The sequence below is a fragment of the Rhodoferax sp. GW822-FHT04A08 genome, from assembly GCF_058801025.1.
This window is the reverse complement of record NZ_JBXAMW010000007.1, coordinates 248,947-273,853: the sequence shown is the minus strand read 5'-3', so window position 1 is coordinate 273,853 and position 24,907 is coordinate 248,947. Positions and strand designations below refer to the sequence as shown.

General features: G+C 62.9%; 14 protein-coding genes. 4 read left to right on the top strand and 10 right to left on the bottom strand.

Going from position 1 to position 24,907, the window contains the following annotated elements:
- The first annotated feature begins 212 nt into the window (after positions 1–212).
- A complete protein-coding gene (locus AC1RMF_RS15750; RefSeq protein WP_493142555.1) occupies positions 213–2,900 on the top strand; it encodes a bifunctional diguanylate cyclase/phosphodiesterase in 2,688 nt (895 codons plus the stop codon).
- Here AC1RMF_RS15750 and AC1RMF_RS15745 read toward each other — a convergent pair whose 3' ends face one another.
- The 6 genes from AC1RMF_RS15745 to tkt form a co-directional block, all read right to left on the bottom strand.
- Positions 2,901–4,475 carry a ShlB/FhaC/HecB family hemolysin secretion/activation protein gene (locus AC1RMF_RS15745; RefSeq protein WP_493142553.1) on the bottom strand — a complete coding sequence of 525 codons (1,575 nt, stop codon included), beginning with the start codon at positions 4,473–4,475 and terminating at the stop codon, positions 2,901–2,903.
- Positions 4,476–4,480: 5 nt separating this feature from the next.
- Positions 4,481–5,947: a FecR family protein gene (locus tag AC1RMF_RS15740; RefSeq protein WP_493142552.1), complete on the bottom strand. Its 1,467-nt coding sequence runs from the start codon at positions 5,945–5,947 to the stop codon at positions 4,481–4,483.
- Between the two features lie 9 nt (positions 5,948–5,956).
- A complete protein-coding gene (locus tag AC1RMF_RS15735) occupies positions 5,957–14,599 on the bottom strand; it encodes a beta strand repeat-containing protein (RefSeq protein ID WP_493142550.1) in 8,643 nt (2,880 codons plus the stop codon).
- Positions 14,600–14,731: 132 nt separating this feature from the next.
- Entirely contained in the window at positions 14,732–15,601 is an 870-nt protein-coding gene (gene rarD / locus AC1RMF_RS15730) for an EamA family transporter RarD (RefSeq protein ID WP_342620272.1), read from the bottom strand.
- Positions 15,602–15,672: 71 nt separating this feature from the next.
- A complete protein-coding gene (gene gap / locus AC1RMF_RS15725) occupies positions 15,673–16,671 on the bottom strand; it encodes a type I glyceraldehyde-3-phosphate dehydrogenase (protein ID WP_342620271.1) in 999 nt (332 codons plus the stop codon).
- Between the two features lie 49 nt (positions 16,672–16,720).
- Positions 16,721–18,793: a transketolase gene (gene tkt / locus AC1RMF_RS15720; protein ID WP_342620270.1), complete on the bottom strand. Its 2,073-nt coding sequence runs from the start codon at positions 18,791–18,793 to the stop codon at positions 16,721–16,723.
- Positions 18,794–18,911: 118 nt separating this feature from the next.
- On the opposite strand from tkt, the gene AC1RMF_RS15715 reads away from it, so the two are divergent.
- Entirely contained in the window at positions 18,912–20,033 is a 1,122-nt protein-coding gene (locus tag AC1RMF_RS15715; protein ID WP_342620269.1) for an NADH:flavin oxidoreductase/NADH oxidase, read from the top strand.
- 14 nt (positions 20,034–20,047) lie between these two features.
- Positions 20,048–20,422 carry an adenosylmethionine decarboxylase gene (gene speD / locus AC1RMF_RS15710; RefSeq protein WP_342620268.1) on the top strand — a complete coding sequence of 125 codons (375 nt, stop codon included), beginning with the start codon at positions 20,048–20,050 and terminating at the stop codon, positions 20,420–20,422.
- A gap of 39 nt (positions 20,423–20,461) precedes the next feature.
- Here the strand turns inward: speD and AC1RMF_RS15705 are convergent, their stop codons facing one another.
- The 4 genes from AC1RMF_RS15705 to AC1RMF_RS15690 all read right to left on the bottom strand — a co-directional run bounded on the left by AC1RMF_RS15705 (position 20,462) and on the right by AC1RMF_RS15690 (position 24,030).
- Complete coding sequence (locus tag AC1RMF_RS15705; RefSeq protein ID WP_493142547.1) at positions 20,462–20,758, bottom strand: hypothetical protein; 297 nt, start codon at positions 20,756–20,758, stop codon at positions 20,462–20,464.
- A 135-nt stretch (positions 20,759–20,893) separates the two neighbouring features.
- A complete protein-coding gene (locus tag AC1RMF_RS15700; protein WP_342620266.1) occupies positions 20,894–21,304 on the bottom strand; it encodes a DUF4148 domain-containing protein in 411 nt (136 codons plus the stop codon).
- A gap of 192 nt (positions 21,305–21,496) precedes the next feature.
- Positions 21,497–23,104, bottom strand: coding sequence for an FAD-dependent oxidoreductase (locus AC1RMF_RS15695; protein WP_342620265.1), 1,608 nt, complete (start codon positions 23,102–23,104; stop codon positions 21,497–21,499).
- Positions 23,101–24,030, bottom strand: coding sequence for a LysR family transcriptional regulator (locus tag AC1RMF_RS15690; RefSeq protein ID WP_493142544.1), 930 nt, complete (start codon positions 24,028–24,030; stop codon positions 23,101–23,103). The genes AC1RMF_RS15695 and AC1RMF_RS15690 overlap by 4 nt, the downstream gene beginning before the upstream one ends.
- A 107-nt stretch (positions 24,031–24,137) precedes the next feature.
- On the opposite strand from AC1RMF_RS15690, the gene AC1RMF_RS15685 reads away from it, so the two are divergent.
- Entirely contained in the window at positions 24,138–24,905 is a 768-nt protein-coding gene (locus AC1RMF_RS15685; protein ID WP_342620263.1) for an SDR family NAD(P)-dependent oxidoreductase, read from the top strand.
- The last annotated feature ends 2 nt before the right edge of the window (positions 24,906–24,907 follow it).

The following is a 24,907-nucleotide window of genomic DNA, read 5'->3' as shown; positions in this document are numbered from 1 at the left end:
TGTCTGCATTCGCGTCGTCGGTGTCCATCGGTACTGTCACTTGTCACACTCCGTGCATGCCACTGCGTCGGCCCATGGCGCAAGCGTACCAGCTAATGGCGCCCAAGCGGTCCTAGTTGTGCCAGAATCAGCCGGGCATGCAATGCTGACAGCGCTGCCCCGTTAAACCACAACAATCTGAACGCCCAAGCGTTACCAACACCTATCTGCCCATGTCGCGTGCACGGTCCATACAGGTTCTGCTGATCGGGGTGTTGTTGGGCGTCAATCTGCTGGCCATTGCCGCGTCAGCGTATTGGCTCAATCAGAGCAAGTTGCAATACGTCCAGCAGGCCGAGGTTCAGACCCGCAACATCGCCAATGCGGTGGAGCACAACCTGGCGTCGAGCATCGACAAGATCGACCTGGCGCTGCAATATCTGGTGGATGACATGGAGCAGCAGGTCATCGGCGGCAAGCCGGTGAAGACCGCCCTGGTGCGCGATGCTTTTGCACGCTTCCAGGAGCGCGTGCCGGAAGTCGAGGGCGTGCGCATCTCCGACGCACAGGGCCGTGTGTTTCTGCGCAGCGAATCGAATCAGCCCACATCGGTCGACATTACCGACCGGGACTACTACCAGCAACTCCGGGATAGCACCGGCAAGGAACTGGCCATCAGCAAACCCGTCGTCGGGCGACTGCAGCAACACAACATCATCATCTTTGCGCGCCGATACAACTTCCCGGGCGGTGCCTTTGCGGGCATCGTCTTTGGTGCCGTGGCGCTTGACCAGTTCCAGAACATGTTGTCCCAGTTCGATCTGGGCCGCAAGGGAACCATCGCCCTGCGTGACAGGGAGCTGGGGCTGATCGTGCGTTTCCCGCCTTTGCCGAACATGCCCGCCGGCACGGTGGGCAACAAGGTCATCTCTTCCGAGTTCCGCAAGGCCTATGAAAGTGGTGCCACGGCCACGACCTTCTACACCCCCAACGCCGTAGACGGCGAGGAACGCATCTACTCCTTTTTGCGTATGCAGAAGGCGCACCTGATGGTGCTGGCCGGCGTGGCCAGTTCAGACTACCTGGCGGGCTGGACGACCGAGCGCAACAAGGTCATTGCAACGGTGATCTGCTTTGCCGCAGTCACGATTGCACTGGGTCTGGTCTTGTCGGGAATGCTGCAGCGCGCGACACAAGAAAACCTGCGCAACAGAATGTATTTGCGCAATGCCAGTGACGGCATCCAGATCACCGACTCCATGGGCCGGCTGGTGGAGGTCAATGACCGCTTCTGCCGCCTGCTCGGCTACAGCCGCAGGGAGCTGCTGGACTTTGATGATCACAAGTGGCAGGAGTGCTGGCCCGACGAAGTGGCCCGCAACGCCATCCTCCAACATACGGATCTGACCGCGGAGCCGATTTCCCGGGAGACACGTCTGCGCCGCAAGGACGGCCGGCTGGTGGATGTGGAGGTGCGGTCCAGCCATTTCTACTGGTCCAAGCATCTGCATGTGCACACCTCGATCCGCGACATTTCCGAGCGTCTGGCCAACGCGGAGAAGATCGAGATGCTGGCCTATTACGACCCACTGACCAACCTGCCCAACCGACGGCTGATGCTGGAACGTCTGAACCGCGCCATGGTGGGATGTGAGCGGCACCACCGCCATGCCGCGCTCCTGATGATCGATCTGGACAACTTCAAGATGCTCAATGACACGCTGGGCCATGGCGTGGGCGACCAGTTGTTGATCGAAGTGGCCAAACGCCTGCAAAGCTGTGTGCGGATGGGCGATACCGCTGCGCGCATGGGGGGCGACGAGTTTGTGGTGATTCTGGAGGATCTCGACGAGAGCACGTTGGCTGCCAGCCAGGCCGAATCCGTGGCGGAAAAAATCCTCTCCTCACTGCACCAGCCCTACAACCTGGAGCTTGCAACCAATGCGCATGGCGGCTTCCAGCATGACTACCTGTGCAGCGCCAGCATCGGCCTGGCATTGTTCAACAGCCAGAACGTCAGCGCCGATGAATTGCTCAAGCGCTCGGATACCGCCATGTACCAGGCCAAGGCGGCTGGCCGCAACACGGTCCGCTTCTTCGATCCCCGCATGCAGCTGGCCGTGGATGCCCGTGCGGCCATGGAAGTTGAACTGCGTCACGCCATCGCGCAAGGTGAGCTGCGGGTGTACTACCAACCCCAGGTCAATGCCGATGGCCAGATTCAGGGTGCCGAGGCACTGGTACGCTGGCAGCATCCGCGGCGCGGAATGGTATTGCCATCGGACTTCATCGCGCTGGCCGAAGACACCGGACTGATATTGCCCGTAGGTACCTGGGTACTGGAAGCCGCCTGCGACCAGCTCAAACGCTGGTCCACCCAGGATGCCTTCTCCCACTTGACCATCGCCGTCAACGTGAGCGCACGCCAGTTCCGGCAAAGCCAGTTTGTGGAGCAGGTGCAGTCCATCGTGCAGGCCGCGGGCATAGATGCACGCCAGCTCAAGCTGGAACTGACCGAGAGCCTGATGGTCAACAGCATTCAGGAGACCGTGGGCAAGATGGCCGCGCTGCACGCGCTGGGCATCGCCTTCTCGCTGGACGACTTTGGCACCGGCTATTCCTCACTGTCCTACCTGCAGCGCCTGCCACTGGACCAGCTCAAGATCGACCAGTCCTTTGTGCGCGATCTGTTGCTGGATGCCAAGGACGCCGCCATCGCGCAGACCGTCATCAACCTGGCCGAAAACCTCTCGCTGCACGTGATCGCCGAGGGCGTGGAAACCCAGGCGCAACGCGACTTCCTGCTCAGCCTGGGCTGCCGCGACTTCCAGGGCTATCTGTTCGGCAAGCCCTGCCCGGTGGAGGAGTTCGAGCAGCACTTGCTGTCCACGCTGCCAAAGCCCGTCAAGAACCTGGCGTGACTAGAAGCGATAAATGGCACTGAGGTGCAGCCGCATCGGGTCGGTCTGCTTCTCCGCGCTGTTGACCTTGGTTGCCAAAGCCAGATCGGCAGAGACATCGAGTTTCTGATAACTCCAGCGTATACCTGCGCCCACACTGGCCAGCTCTTCGTGGTCGGCCACCGCGCCGTTGGATTGCACTTGTCCGCCTTCCACGAAAAGCACAGGGCGCAGCAGAGGCAGCAACATTTCCGGACCGGTTGCCTCCAGACTCCAGAAGTAGCCCATGTCACCCCGCACCACCGCATCAGTAAAACCGCGTACCGATCCGGCACCGCCCAGGCTCATCTTTTCGCCAGTAATGAGCCGGCTGGAGCTGGCCTGGGCGCGCAACCTGGCGGCCCAGTACCACTGGCTGCCGCGGTAGCTGAAATCCAGCCCGGCGCGCCATGCCTCCCAATTCCAGTCCGCAGCCTGGGCCGTGTAGTTGGCCTGGTTGTTGTCACTGCCCTCGCTGGTGTTGACGGCATATTCCACATTGGCACCTACCGTGCCCCAGCTCTCGTCACGTCGGAAGGTGTATTTGAGCGACGCCGGAAAGGAGGCCACATTGGTTCCCGGCAGGCCTTGGTCAAAGTGCCGGTCGTCCAGCGCCAGGCCCAGCGTCTGGGAAGCTGGGCCGTTGCGCGGCAACGAATAGGTGACACGTGCGCCCAGAAACTCGCCTTTGCCGGACACGTCGGGCAGCCCCAGGCTGCCCAGGCCGGAGTTGACGTCGGAGCTGGTGTAGTAAGCCGAGACATTCAAGCCTTGCCCATAGATGGGGAACTGGTAGTACGCCCCCCAGAGCGACACCTTGTCCTGCTTGCTGGGGTCGGTGCTATAGGTCAGGGACCCCACGTGGTCGCGATCCCACAGGTTGGCGTGCTGCACACCCAAACCCACGCGGGGCACTGTGTCATCCGGGTTCTTGGCCGCAGCGGGCAGATTGCCTGTGTAGCTCACGAAATAGCTCAATGGATCCGAGTCCTTGACCCGCAGATCAGCATCCACCGCATCTGACTGGGCCGACTCCTTGAAGGTGACCGTGACCTGCTTGGCCGGATTGGCATTGGCTGCAGTCAGATCCTGCCCGACTTCGCGGATATCAGGCACGCTGCCTTCCTGCAGGTTGGGCAGGCTGTGGCGGATGTTTCCGGTGGAGAAACTCTGGTTGCCCATCACCGTCACCTGGCCCACGCGAAAAGCAATGACCTGCAGCGTGACCTTGCCATTCTGTGGTTTCTGCACGGGCACAAACACGCGGTGAAATATATAGCCGCGCTCGCGCAACGCCTTCTCCAGCGCCAGCGCCGCCTGCTCAATCTGGCTGAGTTTGCGCTGCTCTCCGGTATAGGGCTGCAGCAACAGGGCAGTTTGCGCGTCTGACAACGGGTTGTTGCCATCGATCATATAGCTGCGGATATCCAGGGTGGGCTCAGCTGGCACCGCAACGGCTGGCGGAGTCTGCTGCGCCATGGCGGATGGGTTGAAGGCCAGCTGCGACAGCACCGTCGACGCCAGCAGAGGCAGCTTGGAGAAGTGTGTGGGCGTCATGGGATTCATAGCCTGCAAATCTCCTGGCCGGGCTGTCCCAGCGTGGCACCAAACAACTGCAGTATGCGTTTGTCACCGCTCACAAACAGTTCCGGGATCGGGAATGGATCGTCACTCAGGAAGCGCGGCACGGGTGGTGCCAAGCGACGCGGCAGGTTGTCGCCGCCGACAAAGCCGGCCTCGCCCACACCAAAGTCACGCCTGCCGTTGGCCGTCTCCAGAAACACATGGCCGTCGCGCACAAACAGATACAAGCCATCTTCACCGCTGTAGGCCTGCGCGCCAAAGAGAGCGTCCCAGTCGACCGACTCCAGATCTGGCCGCGGTACTTTGAAGCTGTTCATGAACTCGGGCAGTGCGGCCAGCAGACGGGGCATGCGGTCCGCCCCGACAAAGCCGACCGCATCCAGTGGCACATCCACACTGCTGCCACCACCATCCAGGAATGTCAGACCCAGCCAGGTGTGCATGAACAGTCCGTCACCCGCCGCAGGCAGAGCAGGCGCAGGTGAGGCGCCTTCCCCAGTGCCGGCACCGTCAGCACAAGGGCCTTCGCAGCTGATGTCCATGCCGGTGCCGCGAATGCCTATGGTGGCTACCAGCGTGCGCACAGACACCGCTTGCGGCTGGGCCTTGGCAATCAGGCCCGTAAACATGCGCAGCCCGCCATGCAGCAGTTGCAAGGCAAAGTTGTTCGGTTGGCGCGCGCTGGAATAGCTGAAGCCATTGATCCTGACCAGCGTCTGCGGGTTGACTGCCAGACGCGACTGGTCGCGAAATCCTACCAGCGCAGTGGCATCGGGCCCCGTCTGCAAAGCGTCCCCCATATACAGCGGAGCGCCTTCCAGCAAATGCCGCACCGGCTTGCCCTCCTGCTGCGCGGTGACGTCACCCGAGACCTTGATCAGGCGTGCCACCACCAGATCGCTGGCCAGCACTGCAGCGGGCGGTGGCCGCGACTGCGCTGCACGGTCTTCAGAGCGGCAGTCCTCGTTGCACAGGCGCGCATCAAAGCTGGTGCCGCGAATGCCAATGGTGGCGGTGGATGCGCGGAACTGCAGTGCTCCGGGATTGATCTTGTTGATCAGGCCCGTCACCACGCGCATACCGCCTTTGATCAGACGCATCAGGCCAGCTTCCGTGCCTTCGTTGTGCGCATAGCGCTCCACCGCAAAGGTGGTGGCCGGACGCAAGGTGATCTTGGTGCCATCGGTGAACGCCACCACGGCATAGCCCTTCTCAGTGGTGGTGATGACATCACCTTCGGCAATGCTGTCCCCCGCGGCGATGAAGCGGACGGCGGCCCCTGGTTGCTGCGCCGTGGCCATGCCTTGCAGATGCTGCACCTGCCCGGCAGGCTGCTGCGCCCGCGCTACATTTGGCATGGTCGCTGCCAGCACCATCAGCAGGCACAGCGCCCAACGCGGCAGAGAGGAGGACGCGGTGATCATGGCTGTAAGAGGGTGTTTCATGCTGGCCCCTCAATAGCACTGAGTCAGGTTGCGACGGCGGCTGATGACGGTGCCGTCTTCTGCCACCACCAGGTCATAGCCGGCTGCAATCAGGTCCAGCAGAGACTGGTCCAGAGAGGCAACGTCCGACGTCCACAGATAGAGCCCATTGCCCAACGACGCATTGGAGCCCGTGGCAGTCGCAGGCGGTACGGACACGGTAAAGGGACCGACCAGCCCCGTACTGCAGCCGGTGCAGGGGCCGCCCAGCAACACCGAGCCACCCGCCGACGCGGTGATGGAGGCGTCACCAGCAATGGTCAACCCGCCGGAGGCGCTGAGATTGAAGGTGTTGGCCCCCAGAGCGGTCGACGTGGTGGAAGCCGTCACGGTCGCTGGAGCACCGCCACTGACCACGGCCATGTTCCCGTTGGTGGCCGTCATGTTGATGATGCCGGCCGTCACACCGGCGCTGGCGGTGGACGCTGATCCACTGGTCACCAGAATGGAGCCATTGGATACCACGCTCAGGTTGAGCGGGTCCAGCATTGCAGGCCCCGCCAAACCGGCATGCACACTCACCTGACCGTTGAGGGTGCTGATCAGCATGGTGCCACTCAGCGTCGTGCCATCGCTCAAGGTGGAGCTGGCCGCTGCACTGGAGCCGCCCTGCACCAGCAATGCGCCCGCCACAATGGTCTGGTTGCCCGTGGCATAGACCTTCGAAACGCCTTGCCCATTCGCATCGCCCACCTGCATCTGCCCGGCCGCCAGATAGTTCATGGTGATGGTCTGATTGCCGCCGGACTGCAGCAAAGCCTGGGAGCCGCTGGATGCACTCAGGTTGGACACGGTCAGCGTGGCCGGGTTGTTGCTGTCCACGCCGTTGAGAACGATGCTCTGGTTGGCGATGGCTGTAACCGCGGTCAACGGCGATGCGCCGGTAGTGGAGCTCAGGCGAATGGTCAGGGAGTCCGCATTGATGCTCTGCGCCGCACCGGAGGAAAGCCGCATCTCATGGGCGCCTGCGTTGTCGAGCGTGACCACACCGCCCGCAACCACGGTCTGTCCGCCAGCACCGGAGTCGATGCTGACCCTTTCCGCACCCGCAGTGGGTGCCAGCAGTTGCAGGTCACCACTGGTGTTGAGGGTCTGCGCACCCGTTCCCGCCTGGCGAATCCAGGTGTTGGACGCCAGACCGCCACCAGTGAGGGCGATGCCCAGATCCGACTGCACGCTCTGCGCGCCCGAAAGCGTGTTGCGCAACCCGCTTTCATTGCCCACCACAGAAGAAGCAGTGCCGCCCGTGATCAACAGACTGCCGGAGGTGCCCACCGTCTGCCCCGTGGCTGCAAGCAACACGGCATTCGCACCATCGCCGGTGCCGCCCGCCACGCTGACGGTTCCAGACGACTGCACATTCTGGGAACCTGCCAATGCGGCAACGCGGGCGTAGGCATTGGCGGTAGTGCCACCGGTGACAGTGATGCTGCTGGTGGGCGCATAGCTGCCGCCCAGGCGGTTGCCAAGCGTCTGGTTGCCCGCGGTGGACACGATTTCCGCATAGGCGCCAGCACCAGCCACGACAACCGCACCGCCTGTGTCCACGGTCTGGCCGGTGGCCGCCTTGATCCAGGCGGCTGCGCCGCTGCCTGTGCCGCCCTGGACCACGATGCCGTCTCCTGGATCGTAGGAATAGATGTAAGTGCTGCCAATGGTCTGCGAGCCCGCGGTGGACTCGATGGAGGCCGAGGCATTGGTGCCGGAGCCGCCCGTTACCGTGAGCGTTCCACCCGGCATGACGGTCTGATTGGACGCAGCGCGTATCCACGCCGCGGCACCCGTGCCCGTGCCGCCGGTCACGCTGACATTGCCCGTGGGATCGTTGGTAGAGAGAGTGTTGTTCCCTATGGTTTGCGAGCCTGCGGTGGACTCGATGGAAGCCGTCATGTTGGCGCCGCTGCCGGCAATCACCGCAATGTTTCCGCCGGCGTAGACCGTCTGGTTGCCGCCGGCAAGAATGCGTGCCGTGCCCGTGCCGCTGGCCTGCACCAGCACGTTGCCGGTGGGCGTATTGGCTGGGTAGCTGTAGAAGTAGGTGGAGGTGCCGCCCACGTTCTGCGAAGTGGTGGCCTTGATCTCGGCATTGGCGTTGGCACCGGTGCCGGCCAGTATCTGGATGTCGCCTGCGCTGTGCACTTCCTGTGACGTGGCGGAACGGACCGAGGCATAGGCGCCCGAGCCACTGCCTCCCTGCACGGTAATGCCGTCGGTGACGTTGCCGTAGTAATAGGTGCTCTGGTTGCCAAAGCCCTGGGAGCCCGAGGTGCTGACCACTTCGGCATACGCGCCAGTGCCGCTACCGCCTTGCACCAGCGCAATGCCGTAGATGTGCTCTGCGCTCTGTGAGGCGCCTTGCAGCGAGGCATAGGCCCCATCCGATCCGCCGAGCACACTCAGGTTGTTGGTGTACAGATACTGGCTCTGCCCGGCCTGGGCAATGGCATAGGCGCCGGTTCCGTTGCCGCCCCGGATCTGGGTGTTGCCCCCTGCGTTCAGGCTCTGACTGCCCAGCGTGGATTGCAGGGCGGCGTAGGCATTGCTCGAAGAGCCGCCGCTGACCACGATGTCGCGACCTGCGGTCACATTCTGCGAGGCGTAATAAGGGCCCACCTGCTTGACTGCCGCGCTGCCACCGTTGGCAAGCACCTGGATGTCACGCTGGGCCTGCAGTGTCATGCTGTAGCTGCTCTGAACGCTGACGCTCTCCGCAGCATTGGCGCCGGCAGAGATGGTGATATCGCGGCCCGCCTGCAGCGACATGCTGTTGGTGGTGGCAACGGAACGCGCCACGCCACCGGTGGCAACGATGTTCAGGTCACCCGCACCGTTTCCATATCCGGCATTGAGTGTGAGGTTGTACAGGTTGCCGATGTCGCTGGTGACATTGATGTTGCCATCACGCGCACTCAGGGAGAAGGAGCCGGTTGCGGTGGGGTTCAAGCCGCTCAGGTTCAGGTCCGTGCCGCCCACGCGGCCGATGGCAAGGCCGCTGTAGTTGCTGTTGGTGACCTGCACCGTGCCGGTACCCGACGCCTGGGTGGTGATGTACAGATTGGTCAAGGCCGTGTTGGCCACGTCCACCACCAGATCGTCCTTGGAGCGCGCATCCAGCGTGACGGCGCCGCTGGTCAGCAACGGGGTCGCCCCGCTGCCTATGCTGCCCTGCTCGGCCAGCAGGGTCAGCGTACCGCTGGCCGCGCCAGCGCCGTTGCGCATGTCGATGGCCAATGCGCCGGTGCCTGTGATGCTGCCGTTGTCGGCCGTCAGTGCAACGCTGCCGCCCAGGGTGTTCACGCTGACCACGTTCACACTCTTGGTGGCGTCACCCGATGTACGCGCGGTCACGCTGCCGCCGCCGGTTCCGACCGAGGTGAGGTTAACCGTGCCGGAGCCGCTGTACACATTGACCGCACCACCGCCCGTGGTCACCGAGGTGAGGTTGACGTCGCCATCGGTGGAAAGCGTCAGACTGCCATTGGTCATGGCAACGCTAGATGTGGTGATGTTGGCGTAGGGAGTCGACACGCTGATGCTGCTGCCACTACCCAGCGTACCGCTGGTGCTCAGCGTCATGTCGGTCACTGCGGCGCTGGTCTCGGTATAGCGCTCCGAGATTCCCGCAGCCGACGGCTTGAGCGTCACGGCCAGCGCGCCCACAGGGCCCTGCACCTTCATGACTTGGTTGGCGGAGTCGGTAACGCTGGAGCCGCCCCCGGCCCCGGCCACCGAGCCATCGGCAGTGACATTTAGGCTGGTCAGCGCGGACAGCGAGCTGACAGTAAACACCCCCCCGGTATTGAGCGTGAGGCTGGTGGTGCCCGTCAACGTGGCGGTGATGTCTCCCGCAGTGGCGTTGAGTGTGGCCGATGGCGCTGTGACAGTGGCGCTGCTCAGATTGATGCCATTGGTCGCATTGATGGTGGTGTAGGCGGACGAGATGCTGATGGCGCCGGGCAGGTATGTCTGGGCTCCGGTGGCATTGGCCGTCAGGTTCAGTCCGCCAGACGTCGTGATGTTGCCGGTGGAGAAGCTGCCGGCGTTCAAGGTCACGCTGCCGGAGCCGCTCAGGCCTGCAGTAGTCAGCGAGGTGGTGGTGGCGCTGCCAAGGCTCAACCCGTTGTTTGCGCTGACCGTGCCCATGGTCAGGCTGTTGCCCTGTGCCGTCACGTTGTAGCTGCTGACGTTGGCAACCGACAGCGCGCCGGTGCCGGAGTTCAGGTTGACCGTATCCGCGTAGTAGCCCGTGTAGGTATGCCCTCCGGTAACGGTGCCGCTGCCCGCGTTCACCGTCAGGCCGTTGGCACTGACGATGGCCGAGGTCTGGCTGCTGATGGCGCCCGCCGTGGTGAGCGTGCCCGAGGCCGTGAGACGCAATTCATCGGTCACATAGATGTTGTAGCCCACGCGCGGGACGTAGTAGTAGGCGCTGTAGTAGCCGCGGTTGGTGCCAGTGGTTGTGACAGAAGCCAGGCTGAGGTTGGCGCCCGTGACCTGCACGCCAGGACCATTGAGCGCGCCCGTGGTGACGTCACCGCCATAGATATCCACCATGTTCCCCGCCGTCAGGGAAGACGCGCTGACGTTGCCCAGCGTCATGGGATTGCCGGCCGAGTTCAGATAGATGTAGCCAGCGCTGATGTTGTTGGTGGTCACCGGGCTGGTTTGCGTCAGCGCACCGGCGGCATTGAGGTACAGCTGGTTGTAGCCGCTTGTGTTCAGGTTTATGTTGCCGATGGCCAGGCCGCCATTGCTTGTGGTGAAGCGGAATTCATTGAGGCTGCCGGTGGAACGCACCACGTCGCCCAAGGTGATGGTGCTGCCGTCGCTGGTGGCATTGATGTTCAGGTCCAGCGTGCTCAGCGACGACGTTCCGCTGGCCCCCATCCCGGCGGCTGAAGCCGACAGGCGTATGGTGCTCAGGCTCTGCTGCGTCACGCCGTCGCCGGTCTGCGCAGCCACGAAGAACTTGCCGCCGAGCGAGGTGACGCTGAGCGTGCCCAGGGTGTCGGCATTCACCGTCTTGCCCATCGCACCAATGTCCTTGCCGGCGGACAGCGTAATCGCGTTGCTGGTGAGCAGGCCCGAGACGATGTCCAGCGGATTGGTGAAACTGGAGTCGCCAATGACACCGTTGCCCAGATCATTGGCCGACAACGTGACGTTGCCATTGGTACTGATATCGGCGCTGGTGTTGTCCTGGCGTGTCTTGATCGAACCACTGAAAGAGCTGAGCGAAACGCCCGCGGTTCCCAGGGAGTGCGAGTTGATGCTCAGAAAGCTGATGTCGCCACCCGCACTCACGTTGACACTGCTGTTGCCAGAGGCAGTCATTGAACCAGCAGACACCTGCCCCACGGTCAGGTTTCCGCCGGCCCCCAGGGACACGCTGCCGTTGGCGGATGTCACATTGGCCAGCGTCGTGGCTGAGGTGGTGCCTCCCGCACTGACGGTGATGGTGCCGTTGGCACTGAGGTCATTGGCCGCTGTGACACTGCCGTTGGATGCGGACAGGCTGATGCTGCCGCTGGGCCGGTTCACCACCCCGGTGACGCTGATGTTGCCCGTACCGCTGTTGCTGATCTGGAAGGAGCCTGCGGGCGTGCCGGGTTCGGCCACGGCAACGTTGATGTTGTTGCTGGTGGTGAGGTATTGGTAGTAAGGGTAGGTCCCGCTGACGACCTTGTAAGTTCCGCCTGCACTGACGTTGACCGCGCCGCCCGCCGTCAAACTGCCCAGCGTGATATTGCCGGCGCCGTTGTCACTCACGCTCAGGCCGCCGCTCAGCGTGGCCGAAGCCACGTTGATGTTGTTCGCGGTACGCATGGTGTAGTAGTACGGATAGGCGGAGGTGTAGTAAGTGCTGCCCGCGCTGAGCGTGGCGGAAGACGCGCTCAGGCTGCCGCTGATGGTGATGTCGCCGTTGTCATAGGTGTTCAGCTGCACCGCGCCGCTGCCGCCCGCCGTGAGTGTGGTTGCGTTGATGGGACTGGAATTCGCGCAACCTACATAGCTCGCAGTGCAAGCGTTGGTGGAAACATAGATGCCGGAGCTGCCCGTGGTCGTGATGCTGCCCAGGCTGACCGCGCCTTGGGCGGTTGCGTACAGGCTGGCGGCATTGAGTGTGCCGATGTTGAGTGTTCCCGCAGCGCTCAGGGTGACGTTGCCGCCCAGCAGGTTGAGTGTGGGTGCGGTGATGCCAGCGTCGTTGACCTGCAGCACGAAGCCCGAACCGAAGCCACTGACTGCGCCACTATCGGCCGTCACACTTAGATTGCCACCCGAGGTGCCCAGCGTGAATGTGCCCAGATTGGCCGCGCCGCTGACGGTGGTGCTGGAGAGCGCAGCCAGGGAGCCTTGTAGCGTCAACGCCGTCAGCGTCGGGTTGCCGACAAACTGGATGTGTGCATCTGCGGCCAGGTACTGCAGTGTCAGTTGCGGCGAGCTGATGCGCAGCGGAGACGCCAGAGAGCCGGTCTGGGCACTGCCGTAGTTGCTGCTGATGTACACCGATGGCGCGGTGATGGAGCCGCCCGCGGCCTGCTCAAACCCATTGCTGGAGTTGAGGTTGATGACCGAAGGTGCGCTCAACGTGCCCACGCGCAAGGGCTGGCTTGCATAGTTCAGCAGGTAGATGGAACTGCTGGATGACGTGGCGTCCACCCGCGTGGCTGCGTTCACGTATTCGCCGGAAATACTGCCGCCGGTTGCAGACAGGTTGACGGTCCCACCCGTCACATTGCCGCTGCTGATGGAGCCCGCGGTTGTATGCAGGCTCACGTTGCCGGTGCTGCTGTAGTCCCCGCCGTAGATGCTGGTTGCAGCAGTCACCGCAATGGCGCCGCTGCCTGCGCTGACGTTGGCCCCGCTCACATAGCCGGTTTGCGATTCCAGGCTGACGGCACCACCGCCCGAACTGATGGCGCTTGAATAGCTCTCGTTGCCCGAGGTCTTGATGTCCACTGCGCCGCCAGCCGTACTGATGGTCCCCGAGCCCGTGACTCCCACGGCGCGCAGCGTCACCGCGCCACCATTGGTGGTGATGCCCTGGTTCAGATAGATCTGGCCGCCACCCGCAGCATTGAAGCTGGTGCCGCCTGCGGTGGCGCTGAGGCCGGCGCCGGCCGTGGTGAGGGCTACGGCGCTGTTGAAATAGATGTCGCGCTCGGCTTGCAGGGTGACATTGCCCTTGACGCTGTTGAGCGTGGTGGGCGAGATGGTGACCACATTGCCGGAAAAGTCGGAGAACTGGTCCACCACCGAAGTCAATATGCCGCCCGTGCTGGAAACCAGAATATCCAGCGGGTCCAGCAACAGATTGCCACTCAGGCCTGCCGCCGCGCCCAGGTCGGCCGATCCGGCAAAGGACAGGTTCTGCTTGCCCGACACTTCCGCATTGCCGCCTTTGCCGTCGCCCGCGCCACGGGCAGAGAGGCTGCCCAGATAGCGCGTGTTCCCGTCGGCCCACACCACCACCTTGCCGCCATTGCCATTTTGCGTAGCGTCGGCCCGCAGGCTGGCATCGGCGTCTACATAGACCCGCTCAGCGTTCTGGATGGCTGCGTTCCTACCCTGGAAGTCGCCCCCCACCAGTACTTCGCCACCGCCACGCGCACCGGAAGCGTCAACGCGGGCGCCCGCATCCAGCGCCACGCGGTTGCCCAGTATCTGGATGCTGCCGCCTTTGCCATCGGCACCGACCGCCGATACGGAGCCAGCCACATGGGTGGTTCCGCCAGTGGTCTCAAAACGGATGCTGCCCCCGGCCAGACCATCTGCCGTGGTGATGCTGCCGCTGTCCAGGTTAAGCGCATTGCTGGCCACCAAGCGGATGCTGCCGTCCGCATCCTGCTCCATGCGGTTGGCGCGGATTTCACCGCTATGACGCAAGGTGCCGGCAAAGACCGATACCGCGCCGTTTTCCGCCAGCAGCTTGCCCAGATTCAACACTGCGTCGGTAGGCGCCTGGATCTCGAAGGTCACGCCTTCAAAGTCCAGGCTGGATATTTCCAGCTTGCGCCCTGCGGCTAGCAGGATCTGCCCGTCAGGCGCCTGAATGATGCCGGTGTTCTGGATGTCGGGCGCAATCAGGGCCACGCGCCCGCCAGGGCCGGCCGTGATCACCCCGTCGTTGCGAATGGCACCCGCACCCGAAGTAGCCATGAAGCGCAACTTGCCAGCCAGGAAATCACCATCCGCCATGTCCAGCGTGGAGGCTATAAAGCTGCTGGCATCGATGCGGGCACCGGAGCCCACCACAATGCCGTTGGGATTGATCAGAAAGATGCGGCCATTGCTCTGTAGCGAACCCAGCAGCTGGGAGCTGTCCACCCCCACCACGCGGTTGAGCATGGAGCTCGATGAACTGGGCAAAGCGATGCGAACCTGGTTGCCCGAACCGATGGAGAACTGCTGCCAGTTGACGATGGAGCCAGCAGTGGCCTGGATTTGAAGACTATTGGGATTGGTCTGGCTGATGCCAACCTGCCCATTGACCACGGTGGCGCCTTGCGGCAGCGCACCCGCTGCCCAGGCGGAGGAGCCAAACCCCAAATAAATGGCCAAGGCGAGGGCAGACAGCTGCCAACGCGTGTGCATATTCGTCGAACGCATGGAATGCGCCTCCCAGAACACCGCGCCTCTAGCCTATGCTGCACACCTATAGGGCGCGAACTTTTTGACCTCCCAGTTTTTTCGCGATTATTGCGCCGCGCCAAAAAAATTGCACGGCCTTTTGCAACGAACTCAGACCGTTCGGCTCATCCACCAGCCCTCCACGCTGTAGATCACCAGCGCGGTCCAGATCAGCAGGAAGCCGACAAAGCGCGCACTCTGGAACGGCTCATGGAACAGCCATACCCCCAGCGCAAACTGCAGGCTGGGCGCAATGTATTGCAGGATGCCCATGGTGGTCAGTGTGATGCGCCGCGCGCCTGCAGCGAACAGCAGCAAGGGAGTGGCCGTCAACGGGCCGCCCAGCACCAACCACGCCAGGGTAGGCACGTCGCCCTGGACAAAGGCGCTCTGCCCCTGCCAGGTCAGGTAGGCCAGCACGCAGACGGCAAACGGCGCCAGCAGCAGGGTCTCCAGCGTCAACCCCTCCAGCGCGCCCAATGCGCCCACCTTGCGCAGCAAGCCGTAGACACCGAAGCTCAAGGCCAGCACCAGTGCGGTATAGGGCGGATGCCCGGCCTGTATGGCCAGCCACAGCACGCCCGCGGTCGCCACTACCACCGCCAGCCACTGGCCGCGTCGTGGCCGCTCGTGCAGCACGAAAAAGCCGATCGCCACATTCACCAGCGGCAGGATGAAGTAACCCAGGCTGGCATCCAGCACATGGCGGTTCTGCACGGCCCACACGTAGGTCAGCCAGTTGACCGTCAGCAGCGCCGCAGACAGGGCAAACGCTCCCAGCACGCGCGGCTGGCTGGTCACCTGGCGCAACCAGGCCCAGCGCCGCATCACCAGCAGCACACACAGCAGGAACACCAGCGACCACACGGTGCGGTGCATCACCACCTCCAGCGCACCCACGCCGCCCAGCATGTGAAAGTACAGCGGAAACAGGCCCCACGCAATGTAGGCACTGGAGGCAAAAAGAACGCCCGGGTTCATGAAGTCAATCCAATCACTGTGGCAAATAAAAAAAGGCGCGCCGAGGCGCGCCTTGAGGGAGCCGGCAAAAATTACTTGCTGACCACGCGTACCATTTCCAGGCACTTGTTGGAATAGCCCCACTCATTGTCGTACCAGCTCACCAGCTTGACGAAGGTGCCGTCCAAAGCGATGGAGGCATCGGCATCGAACACGCTGGTGCAAGTTTCACCGCGGAAGTCGGTGGCAACGACCTTGTCCTCGGTGTAACCCAGCACGCCCTTCAAGGCGCCCTGGCTTTGGGCCTTCATCTCGGCGCAGATCTCGGCCAGCGTGGCAGGGCTGTTGAGTTCACAAGTCAGGTCCACCACGGACACATCGCTGGTGGGCACGCGGAAGGACATGCCGGTGAGCTTCTTGTTCAGCTCGGGAATCACCACGCCCACCGCCTTGGCAGCACCCGTGCTGGAAGGAATGATGTTTTCCAGAATGCCACGGCCGCCACGCCAGTCCTTGTTGGAAGGACCGTCCACAGTCTTCTGTGTGGCGGTGGCAGCGTGCACGGTGGTCATCAGGCCGCGCTTGATGCCCCACTTGTCATGCACCACCTTGGCCAGAGGAGCCAGGCAGTTGGTGGTGCAGGAAGCGTTGGAGATGATGGCCTCGCCCTTGTAGCTGGTGTGGTTCACACCGTAGACGAACATGGGTGTGTCGTCCTTGCTGGGGGCGGAGAAGATGACCTTCTTGGCGCCCGCTGCCAGGTGCTTCTCGCCGCCGGCCTTGTCCAGGAAGATGCCGGTGGATTCGATGACGATGTCGGCACCGACTTCGTTCCACTTCAGGTTGGCCGGGTCTTTTTCCTGGGTCAGGCGGATCTTCTTGCCGTTGACGATCAGGGTGTTGCCATCGACAGCCACGCTGCCCTTGAAGCGGCCGTGCACGCTGTCGTACTGCAGCATGTAAGCCAGGTAATGGGGTTCGAGCAGGTCGTTGATGGCCACCACTTCGATGTCGCTGAAGTTCTGCAATGCAGAGCGCAGCACATTGCGACCGATGCGACCGAAACCGTTGATACCAATCTTGATAGTCATTTGCTTCTCTCTCTTCCGTTAAAAATAAACTGCCGAAAAATCGCTTGTCTTACTTGCGCTGCAACACGGCCTGCACCGTGTCTGCCACATTCTGCTCGGTAAAGCCGAAGTGCTTGAACAGCACCGGCGCAGGAGCGGATTCACCAAAGGTGTCAATGCCGACCACGGCCGACACGCCGTACTTCCACCAGCCATCGGTGGAGCCCATTTCCACGGCCACGCGCGGCAGGCCCGCAGGCAGCACGGCGCTCTTGTATTCGGCGCTCTGGCGGTCGAAGGTGGTGTTGCTGGGCATGGACACCACGCGCACGGCAATCTTGCGCTCGGCCAGCACCTGCTGGGCCTTGAGCGCCAGTTGCACCTCGGAGCCGGTGGCGATGATGACGGCTTGCGCCTTCTTCTTCAGGCCGGAATCGGCGGGCTCAGACAGGACGTAGGCACCCTTGCTGATGGCATCCAGGCCGCTGGCATCGGGGGCCGATTCGGAGTCACCCTTGGTCGCGTAGCTGATGTTCTGGCGCGACAGCAGCAGTGCAGTGGGCTTGCTCTCGTTCTGCAGCGCCACGGTCCAGGCCACGGCGGTTTCTGCCGTGTCGCCCGGACGCCATACGTCCAGATTGGGGATCAGGCGCAACGATGCAGCATGCTCAATGGACTGGTGGGTGGGGCCGTCTTCGCCCAGACCGATGGAGTCATGGGTGAACACATGCACCACGCGAATCTTCATGAGTGCGGCCATGCGGATGGCATTGCGGCTGTAGTCGCTGAAGGTCAGGAAGGTGCCACCATAGGGAATGAAACCACCGTGCAGCGCAATGCCGTTCATGATGGCTGCCATGCCGAACTCGCGCACACCGTAGTTGATGTGGCGTCCGCCGACCAGATTGCCATTGGCATCGGGCGTCTGCACCACGTCACCGTGGGACGTGAAGCGCAGGTTGGGCGTGCTCTTGGTGTTGGTGAGGTTGGAGCCGGTCAGGTCGGCAGAGCCGCCCAGCAGTTCGGGAATGGCTGCGGTAAAGGATTCCAGCGCCAGTTGCGACGCCTTGCGGCTGGCCACGGTTTCGGCCTTGTTGTGGGCGCCGATGATGGTGTCCACCGCAGTCTGCACGAAGTTCTTGGGCAGTTCGCCCTTGGAGCGGCGTACCAGTTCCTTGGCCAATGCGGGGAAGGCGGCCTTGTAGGCGTTGAACTTGTCGGTCCATTCCTTTTGCGCGGCAGCTCCAGCCTTCTTGGCGTCCCAGTCGGCGTACACGGTCTTGGGGATGACAAAGGGTGGGTATTCCCAGCCAATGGCTTCGCGGGTGAGCTTGATTTCTTCAGCGCCCAGAGGTTCGCCATGGGCCTTGGAAGTGTTGGCGCGGTTGGGGCTGCCTTTGCCGATGCTGGTACGGCAGATGATCAGCGTGGGGCGCTCGGTGGACTTCTTGGCCTCGGTGATGGTCTTGGACACCAGCTCGGCGTCGTGGCCGTTGATGGGACCCAGCACGTTCCAGCCGTAGCCGACAAAGCGCAGCGCAGTGTTGTCGCTGAACCAGGGTGCGACCTGGCCGTCGATGGAGATGCCGTTGTCGTCGTACAGGGCGATCAGCTTGTTGAGCTTCCAGGCGCCGGCCAGTGAGGCGGCTTCGTGGCTGATGCCTTCCATCAGGCAGCCGTCACCCATGAACACATAGGTGTTGTGGTCCACCACGGTGTGGCCTTCGCGGTTGAATTCCTTGGCCAGCAGTTTTTCTGCGAGTGCCATGCCGACGGCATTGGTCAGGCCCTGGCCCAGGGGGCCGGTGGTGGTTTCCACGCCGGGCGTGATGCCGAACTCGGGGTGACCAGCGGTCTTGCTGTGCAGCTGGCGGAAGTTCTTGAGCTCTTCCATGGGCAGCTTGTAACCGGTGAGGTGCAACAGCGCATAGATCAGCATGGAGCCGTGGCCGTTGGAGAGCACAAAGCGGTCACGGTTGATCCAATGGGGATTGGCCGGGTTGTGGCGCAGGTGTTCGCCCCAGAGGGCAACGGCCATATCGGCCATGCCCATGGGGGCGCCGGGGTGACCCGAATTGGCTTGTTGAACTGCGTCCATGGCAAGAGCGCGGATTGCGCTTGCCATCTGTTGGGTATTGGCCATTGTTGGCGGCTCCGGTAAAGGGATGGGCTGTGGGAGAACTCCGCATTTTACCGGTGCCACTGTGTAGTCCTTTAATGCAGCGCAACCCGGGGCTACTTGCCCGCGCTATGCTTGCCCCATGAGCCTGCTTTTCTCCCCCCTGACACTGCCCTCGCCGCGCGGCGGCATCACCCTTCCCAACCGCATTGTGATAGCGCCCATGTGCCAATACTCGGCCGTGAATGGCGAGGCTACGGACTGGCATTTGATGCACTGGGGCAATCTGCTCAACGGTGGCGCTGCCATGCTCACCATCGAAGCCACTGCTGTGCTGCCCGAAGGGCGTATCACACCTGCTTGCCTGGGTTTGTGGGATGAGCGTACCGAGGCCAAGCTGTCCGACACTTTGCAACGCGCGCGCAAGCTGGCGCCTCACACCGCCGTGTGCATCCAGCTGGCGCACGCCGGGCGCAAGGCCTCCAGCGCCCTGCCCTGGCACGGAGGGCAATTGCTCAGCGCAGAGGCTGGAGGCTGGAAGCCTTTTGGGCCTTCGGCCATCGCGCAACTGCCGTCAGAAGCGCCGCCCCAGGAAATGGGCGAGGCCGATCTGGCGCGGGTGCGGGATGCCTTTGTCACCGCCGCCCGCCGCGCCGACAAGATGGGCATAGACGCCATCGAGCTGCATGGTGCACACGGCTATCTGCTGCACGAGTTCCTGTCCCCGCTGTCCAACGCGCGCACCGATGCCTACGGCGGCAGCCTGGAGAACCGCATGCGCTATCCACTGGAAGTGTTCGCCGCCGTGCGTGAAGTGTTCAAGGGTGTGCTGGGCATACGCGTTTCCGCATCCGACTGGGTGGAAGGTGGACTCGATGCCGATCAGGTTGCCGAGTTTTCAAAGCGGCTCAAGGCGTTGGGCTGCGACTTCATCCACGTGTCCAGCGGAGGCCTCTCGCCGCAGCAGAAGATTGCCATCGGCCCCGGCTACCAAGTGCCCTTTGCCCGGCAGATCCGCGCGGCAAGCAGCATGGTCACCACCGCCGTGGGGCTGATCACCGACGCCCACCAGGCCGAGGCGATTCTGCAAGCCGGGGATGCCGACCTCATTGCCCTGGCGCGTGCCTTTCTGTACCAGCCACGCTGGGGCTGGCAGGCCGCCGCGGCCCTGGGTGACGCGGTACAGGCCAACCCGGTGTACTGGCGCTGCCTGCCACGCGAGGCGCAACAGGTCTTTGGCAAGGTTTCGATAGGCGCACGCTGAGGCGCGGTACCGCCATGCAAGGCCTGCACCTTACCGCGGACCTCCGCCAGTGTGGCTGTGATGCGGCCCTTCTGACCGATGCGATACGCCTGGGCGCGCATTGCGTGCAGGCGGTGGACGACGCGGGCCTGCAGGCCGTGGCCCAGCTGTTTCACACCTTCCCCGCAACCGCCCAGGGCCCGGGTGGCGTCACCGCCACCGTGCTGCTGGCAGAGTCGCACCTGTGCGTACACACCTGGCCGGAAACGGGCGCGGTGACGCTGGACGTATATGTGTGCAACTTCGGTGGTGACCACTCTGCCAAGGCGCACGCCTTGCTGAATACCTTGCTCGCCCTGTTTCAGCCGGCGCACTACCAGCAAAAGGAATTGCTGCGCGGGCTGGTGTGAACAAGTTGTCGGAATCACCCCAGACCAACGGGCATTCACCTAAGTGCACTGCATCAGCAAGGTTGACTTGTTGGACGCATGGATGGCAATCAGGCGGCCATTGGGATAGATATTGAAGTTGTAGCTTTCATTGCCATCGGCAAGCACAAAACTGACGTGGAAATCCGAAATGGACACTTCAGTGGTGAATTGGCCATCTACCAGCACGATCTTGCGATCCCGGTCCACATCGATGAGAAAGTGAAAGACCTTGTTTCCGCCGTTGAACGTGGTGCAGTCCAGTCGACCGTTTTCCGCAACGGCGCTCCCAGCAGTCAGAAAAATAACCAAAGTCAAAAAGAACTTCTTCACAGCGGCTCCGCATGGTAGTCATGCGAATGATATGCACAGACCATGCCGATGGGGCCCCTCGCGCACATAAAAAAAGCGCCCCTTGAAGAGGCGCCTTGATGGCCAAGGTCTTCTAAAGGACTATTCGGCGAAGACCTGTTGTTCCAATACTTGGTTTTGCTTCAAACCGCCGTGGCTGCCGCCCACGTTCACAACGATGTCACCTGTACGCTGTGCTTCAGACAGCTCCTTCATTATTTGGCTGCGGGACTTGCCAATTGGGGCTTCCTGTGTAGCGAACTGTGTTGGGTACAGCTGGACTAGCTTCACGCCAGATTTTTCACCGCCAACATTGGCGACAATATTGCCTGTGCGTTGTGCGTCAGCGAGTTCCTTCAGCACTTGCGCTCGGGTTTTGCCGGCTGCGGAAATTGTCGAAGCACCCGAGCCCATAACCTCACCGTATGGGTCGGGGCCGGTACCTGCAGATGCATGTCCAGCAGCCAAAGCAGAAAGAGCCAAAACGATTGCGCTTGCGTAAGAGGTTTTCATGATTTCATTCCTTAAAAGTTGATGATTCCGCAAACTGCGGCAATACGCCTTGTTTGCGGTACCGATGGGGCGGAATTGCATTCGTCTCGTCGATGGGATGAACTTTAGTATTTCCAAATACAAAGAGAAATCATCAAAACAGAACAAGCATGTTTCGCTTATCGCAACAATACGCCTCTTGAAATTTGCGACTCAGTCACGCATCCGTGTGGACCCGGCGCGGTGTCCTGCGGCAAAGGCCTCTTCAAACACCGAATAGCCCGCCCAGTCGCTATGGGCAAAGTGAATGCGCCCGGTAGTTGGCGGCAGATAGCCCACCCGGCCTTGCGCGTCTGGCGTGGGGATGGCCATGGCGTGGCCGTAGCGGGTGATGTCCATGCGCGTCGCCTTGGAGGGCAGGTCCGGATGCGCAGGTGTCAGTTCACTGATGATGGCTTCACGCCAGACGCTCCAGGGCTGCTGCAGCAACTGCCTGCGCCCCCGCAGCGGCCCGCCCGGCACGTCGCCCAAGGCGCGGTAGTAGGTCAGCACCGTAGCGCCCGGAACCGGCAGCAGGCTCTGATGCATGGCGTCTACATAGCCCAGGCCGGGCGTGGTCTGCGCGTCGCCGTACAGCACGTTGTCCCAGCTGGGTGCCGGGCCGGGCCTGTCCTGCAGGGGCCGGTCGATATGGATGTTGGCCACCAGCCAGGGCGCGTGCTGGGTGCGCGCGGCCGTCTCGTGCACAAAGTCCGGCGCGTCCTGCAGCACGCGCGCTGCGATGAAGAGGGGCAGCGCCACGATGACGCGGTCCGCCTGCCAGCGCTCCACGGTGTGGGTGCGGGTGTTGAAGCTGTCCACCTCCACCTGGTGTTTGTCTTGCGCAATGCGCAGCACCACCTGCCCGGTGTGCAACCGCTCGCCCAGCGGTACAGCCATGCGCCGCGTCAGCCAGGCGTTGCCCTCGGGCCAGGTGAGCAGGCCGTCGTGTTCCGGGTGTTCGGCGCCCGGCGCCTGAAAGCCATGGCGGCTAGCGAAGTAATGGATGCCGGCCCAGGCCGACACGGTGGACAGCCCTGCGCCATAGTCGTCCCGGCAACAGTAGTCCAGGTACCAGCGCAGATGCGCATCGGTCAGCCCCTGCTGACCCAGATAGGTCTCAAAGGTGATGGAGGCCAGCCGCTGCTTGAAGGCGCTGTGCGGGGAGTGCGAAGCGGGAATGCTCCAACGCACTGCGCGGCGGGCTTCGTCCACCAGCGCCGCAAACCGCCGGTACTGCGCCAGCGTATCGCCCCCCACGCCCCGCGCAGGCAGCAGGCCGTCCTGCCAGGCACCGTGGAAGTACAAGCGCTCCTGCGGGCTGTGGCACAAGTGGCGCTCGTCGTATTCCCAGCGCCCTGCAACCCGTCTGCGCAGGCCCAGTTCCTGCAGCAGATTCTGCAAGTCGGGCGCGTCATCGCCGGGAATGGGCAGGTAGTGCGCGCCCAATGGGCAGGCTATTCCCCCAACACTTCCGCCACGTGCATTGCCACCCGCTTCGTCTTCCAGCTCCAGCAAGGCAAAGTCCTCCACCCCCTGCAGGCCCAAGGCGCGCGCCGCGGCCAGACCGGCCACACCGCCACCGGCAATGACAACGCGTGCCCTGCGCACCACCGCAGGAGCAGGCCAGGAGGTGGTGTCGCGCAACGAGTGGCCGCGTTCATGGTTGATGCCCGTGAAGCCACCTTGCAGCGGCTCCCGGGCGCTGCAACCGGCCAAGGCCGCCAGCGTGCCCGCAGCACCGTGCAAAAACTGGCGGCGGTTCGGTATGGGCTGCTTCATTGCGAACCCAAATGAGCGGCATCCACGGTGCAATGCGCGATGACCACACGGCTCAGCCAGTCCATGACCACGCGCACCCGGGCCGACTGGTTGCGCCGGCTGGCATACACCAGTGACAGCGGCAGGGGCCGCGCCTCGAACGCGGGCAGCACCATGATGAGCTCCCCGCTAGCGATCCAGCGGCGCAGGCCCACATAGGGCGCCTGGATGAGCCCCAAACCCGCCAGACAGGCCGACTGGTAGGCGCCAGCGTTGTTGACCGTGACCTGACCCGGCATTGGCAGCGCGCGGTCCTCGTCGCCCTGCAAGTATTCAAATCCTGTGGGTTTGCTCCCCAGCACCGCCGCGTAATGCACCAGCTGGTGCGCGGCCAGATCGGCCAGCGTATGAGGCAGCCCATGGCGCGCCACATAGTCCGCGCTCACGCAGTTGACCAGCCGCATGTCACACAGCGGCTTGGCAATCAGGCCGGGCTCCACCACCTTGCCGGCCCGCAGCACGCAATCAAAGCCTTCACGCACCAGGTCCACGCGGCGTTCGGTGCTGCTGACCTCCACTTCCAGCAGGGGATAGGTTTGCAACAGCTCGGGCAGGCGCGGCAGCACGGCGTCCTGCGCCATCACCGTGCTCATGTCGATGCGCACGCGCCCTTTGAGCAGCGCGGCATCTTTTTGCAGGAACATGGTCTGCAACTCATCCATGTCGGCCAAAGCGTCAACGCAGCGCTCATAGAAGGCTTGCCCGTCCTGCGTCAGCAACACCTTGCGCGTGGTGCGGTGGAGCAGCCGTGCGCCCAGCTGGTTTTCCAGTTGCTGCACCGAAGTCGAGACCGTGGCCTTGGGCAGCCCGAGGTTGTCTGCCGCCTGCGTAAAGCTGGAAAGCTCGGCCACGCGCGAAAAGATGCGCATGTGTTCCAGAAAGTTCATTGTTTTATTTTATTGAACAAAGCAATCAACTTTCAACCATTTATTCATTTCGCGCCGATCAATAGACTGCACTTCATCCCATCCACATTGCATGAAAGGCAAACCCCATGAGCACCACCACCAACCCCATCGCCATCGTTACCGGCGGCAGCCGCGGTCTGGGCAGGAGCACTGCGCTGCATCTGGCCGGCCAAGGTTTTGACGTCATCCTGACCTACCAGACCCAGGCCACACAGGCACAAGCCGTGGTTGCAGAAATCGAAGCCTCCGGGCGCAAAGCCTTGGCCTTGCCGCTCGACGTGGCCGACAGCAGCCGCTTCAGCGCGTTTGCCCAGAGCGTGCGCGAAGCCCTGCGCAGCCGCTGGAACACCGAGCACTTCCAGGTCCTGGTCAACAACGCCGGCACCGGCGTGCATGCCTCGCTGATGGACACCACCGAGGCCCAGTTTGATGCGCTGGTCAACGTGCATTTGAAAGGCGTCTTCTTCCTGACGCAAAAGCTGTTGCCGCTGATGGCAGACGGCGGGCGCATTGTCAACCTGTCGTCCGGGCTGGCGCGCTTTGCCTTGCCCGGCTACGCAGCCTACGCGTCCATGAAGGGCGCCATCGAGACGCTCACCCGCTACATGGCCAAGGAGCTGGGCCCACGCGGCATTGCGGTCAACGTGGTGGCGCCGGGCGCCATTGCCACCGATTTCGGCGGCGGCGCGGTGCGCGACAACGCTCAGCTCAACGCCTTCGTGGCGTCGCAAACTGCCTTGGGCCGCGTGGGTGAGGCCGACGATATTGGCGCCATGATTGCCTCGCTGTGCAGCCCGGCCAACCGCTGGGTCAACGCCCAGCGCATTGAGGTGTCTGGCGGCATGTTCGTCTGAGC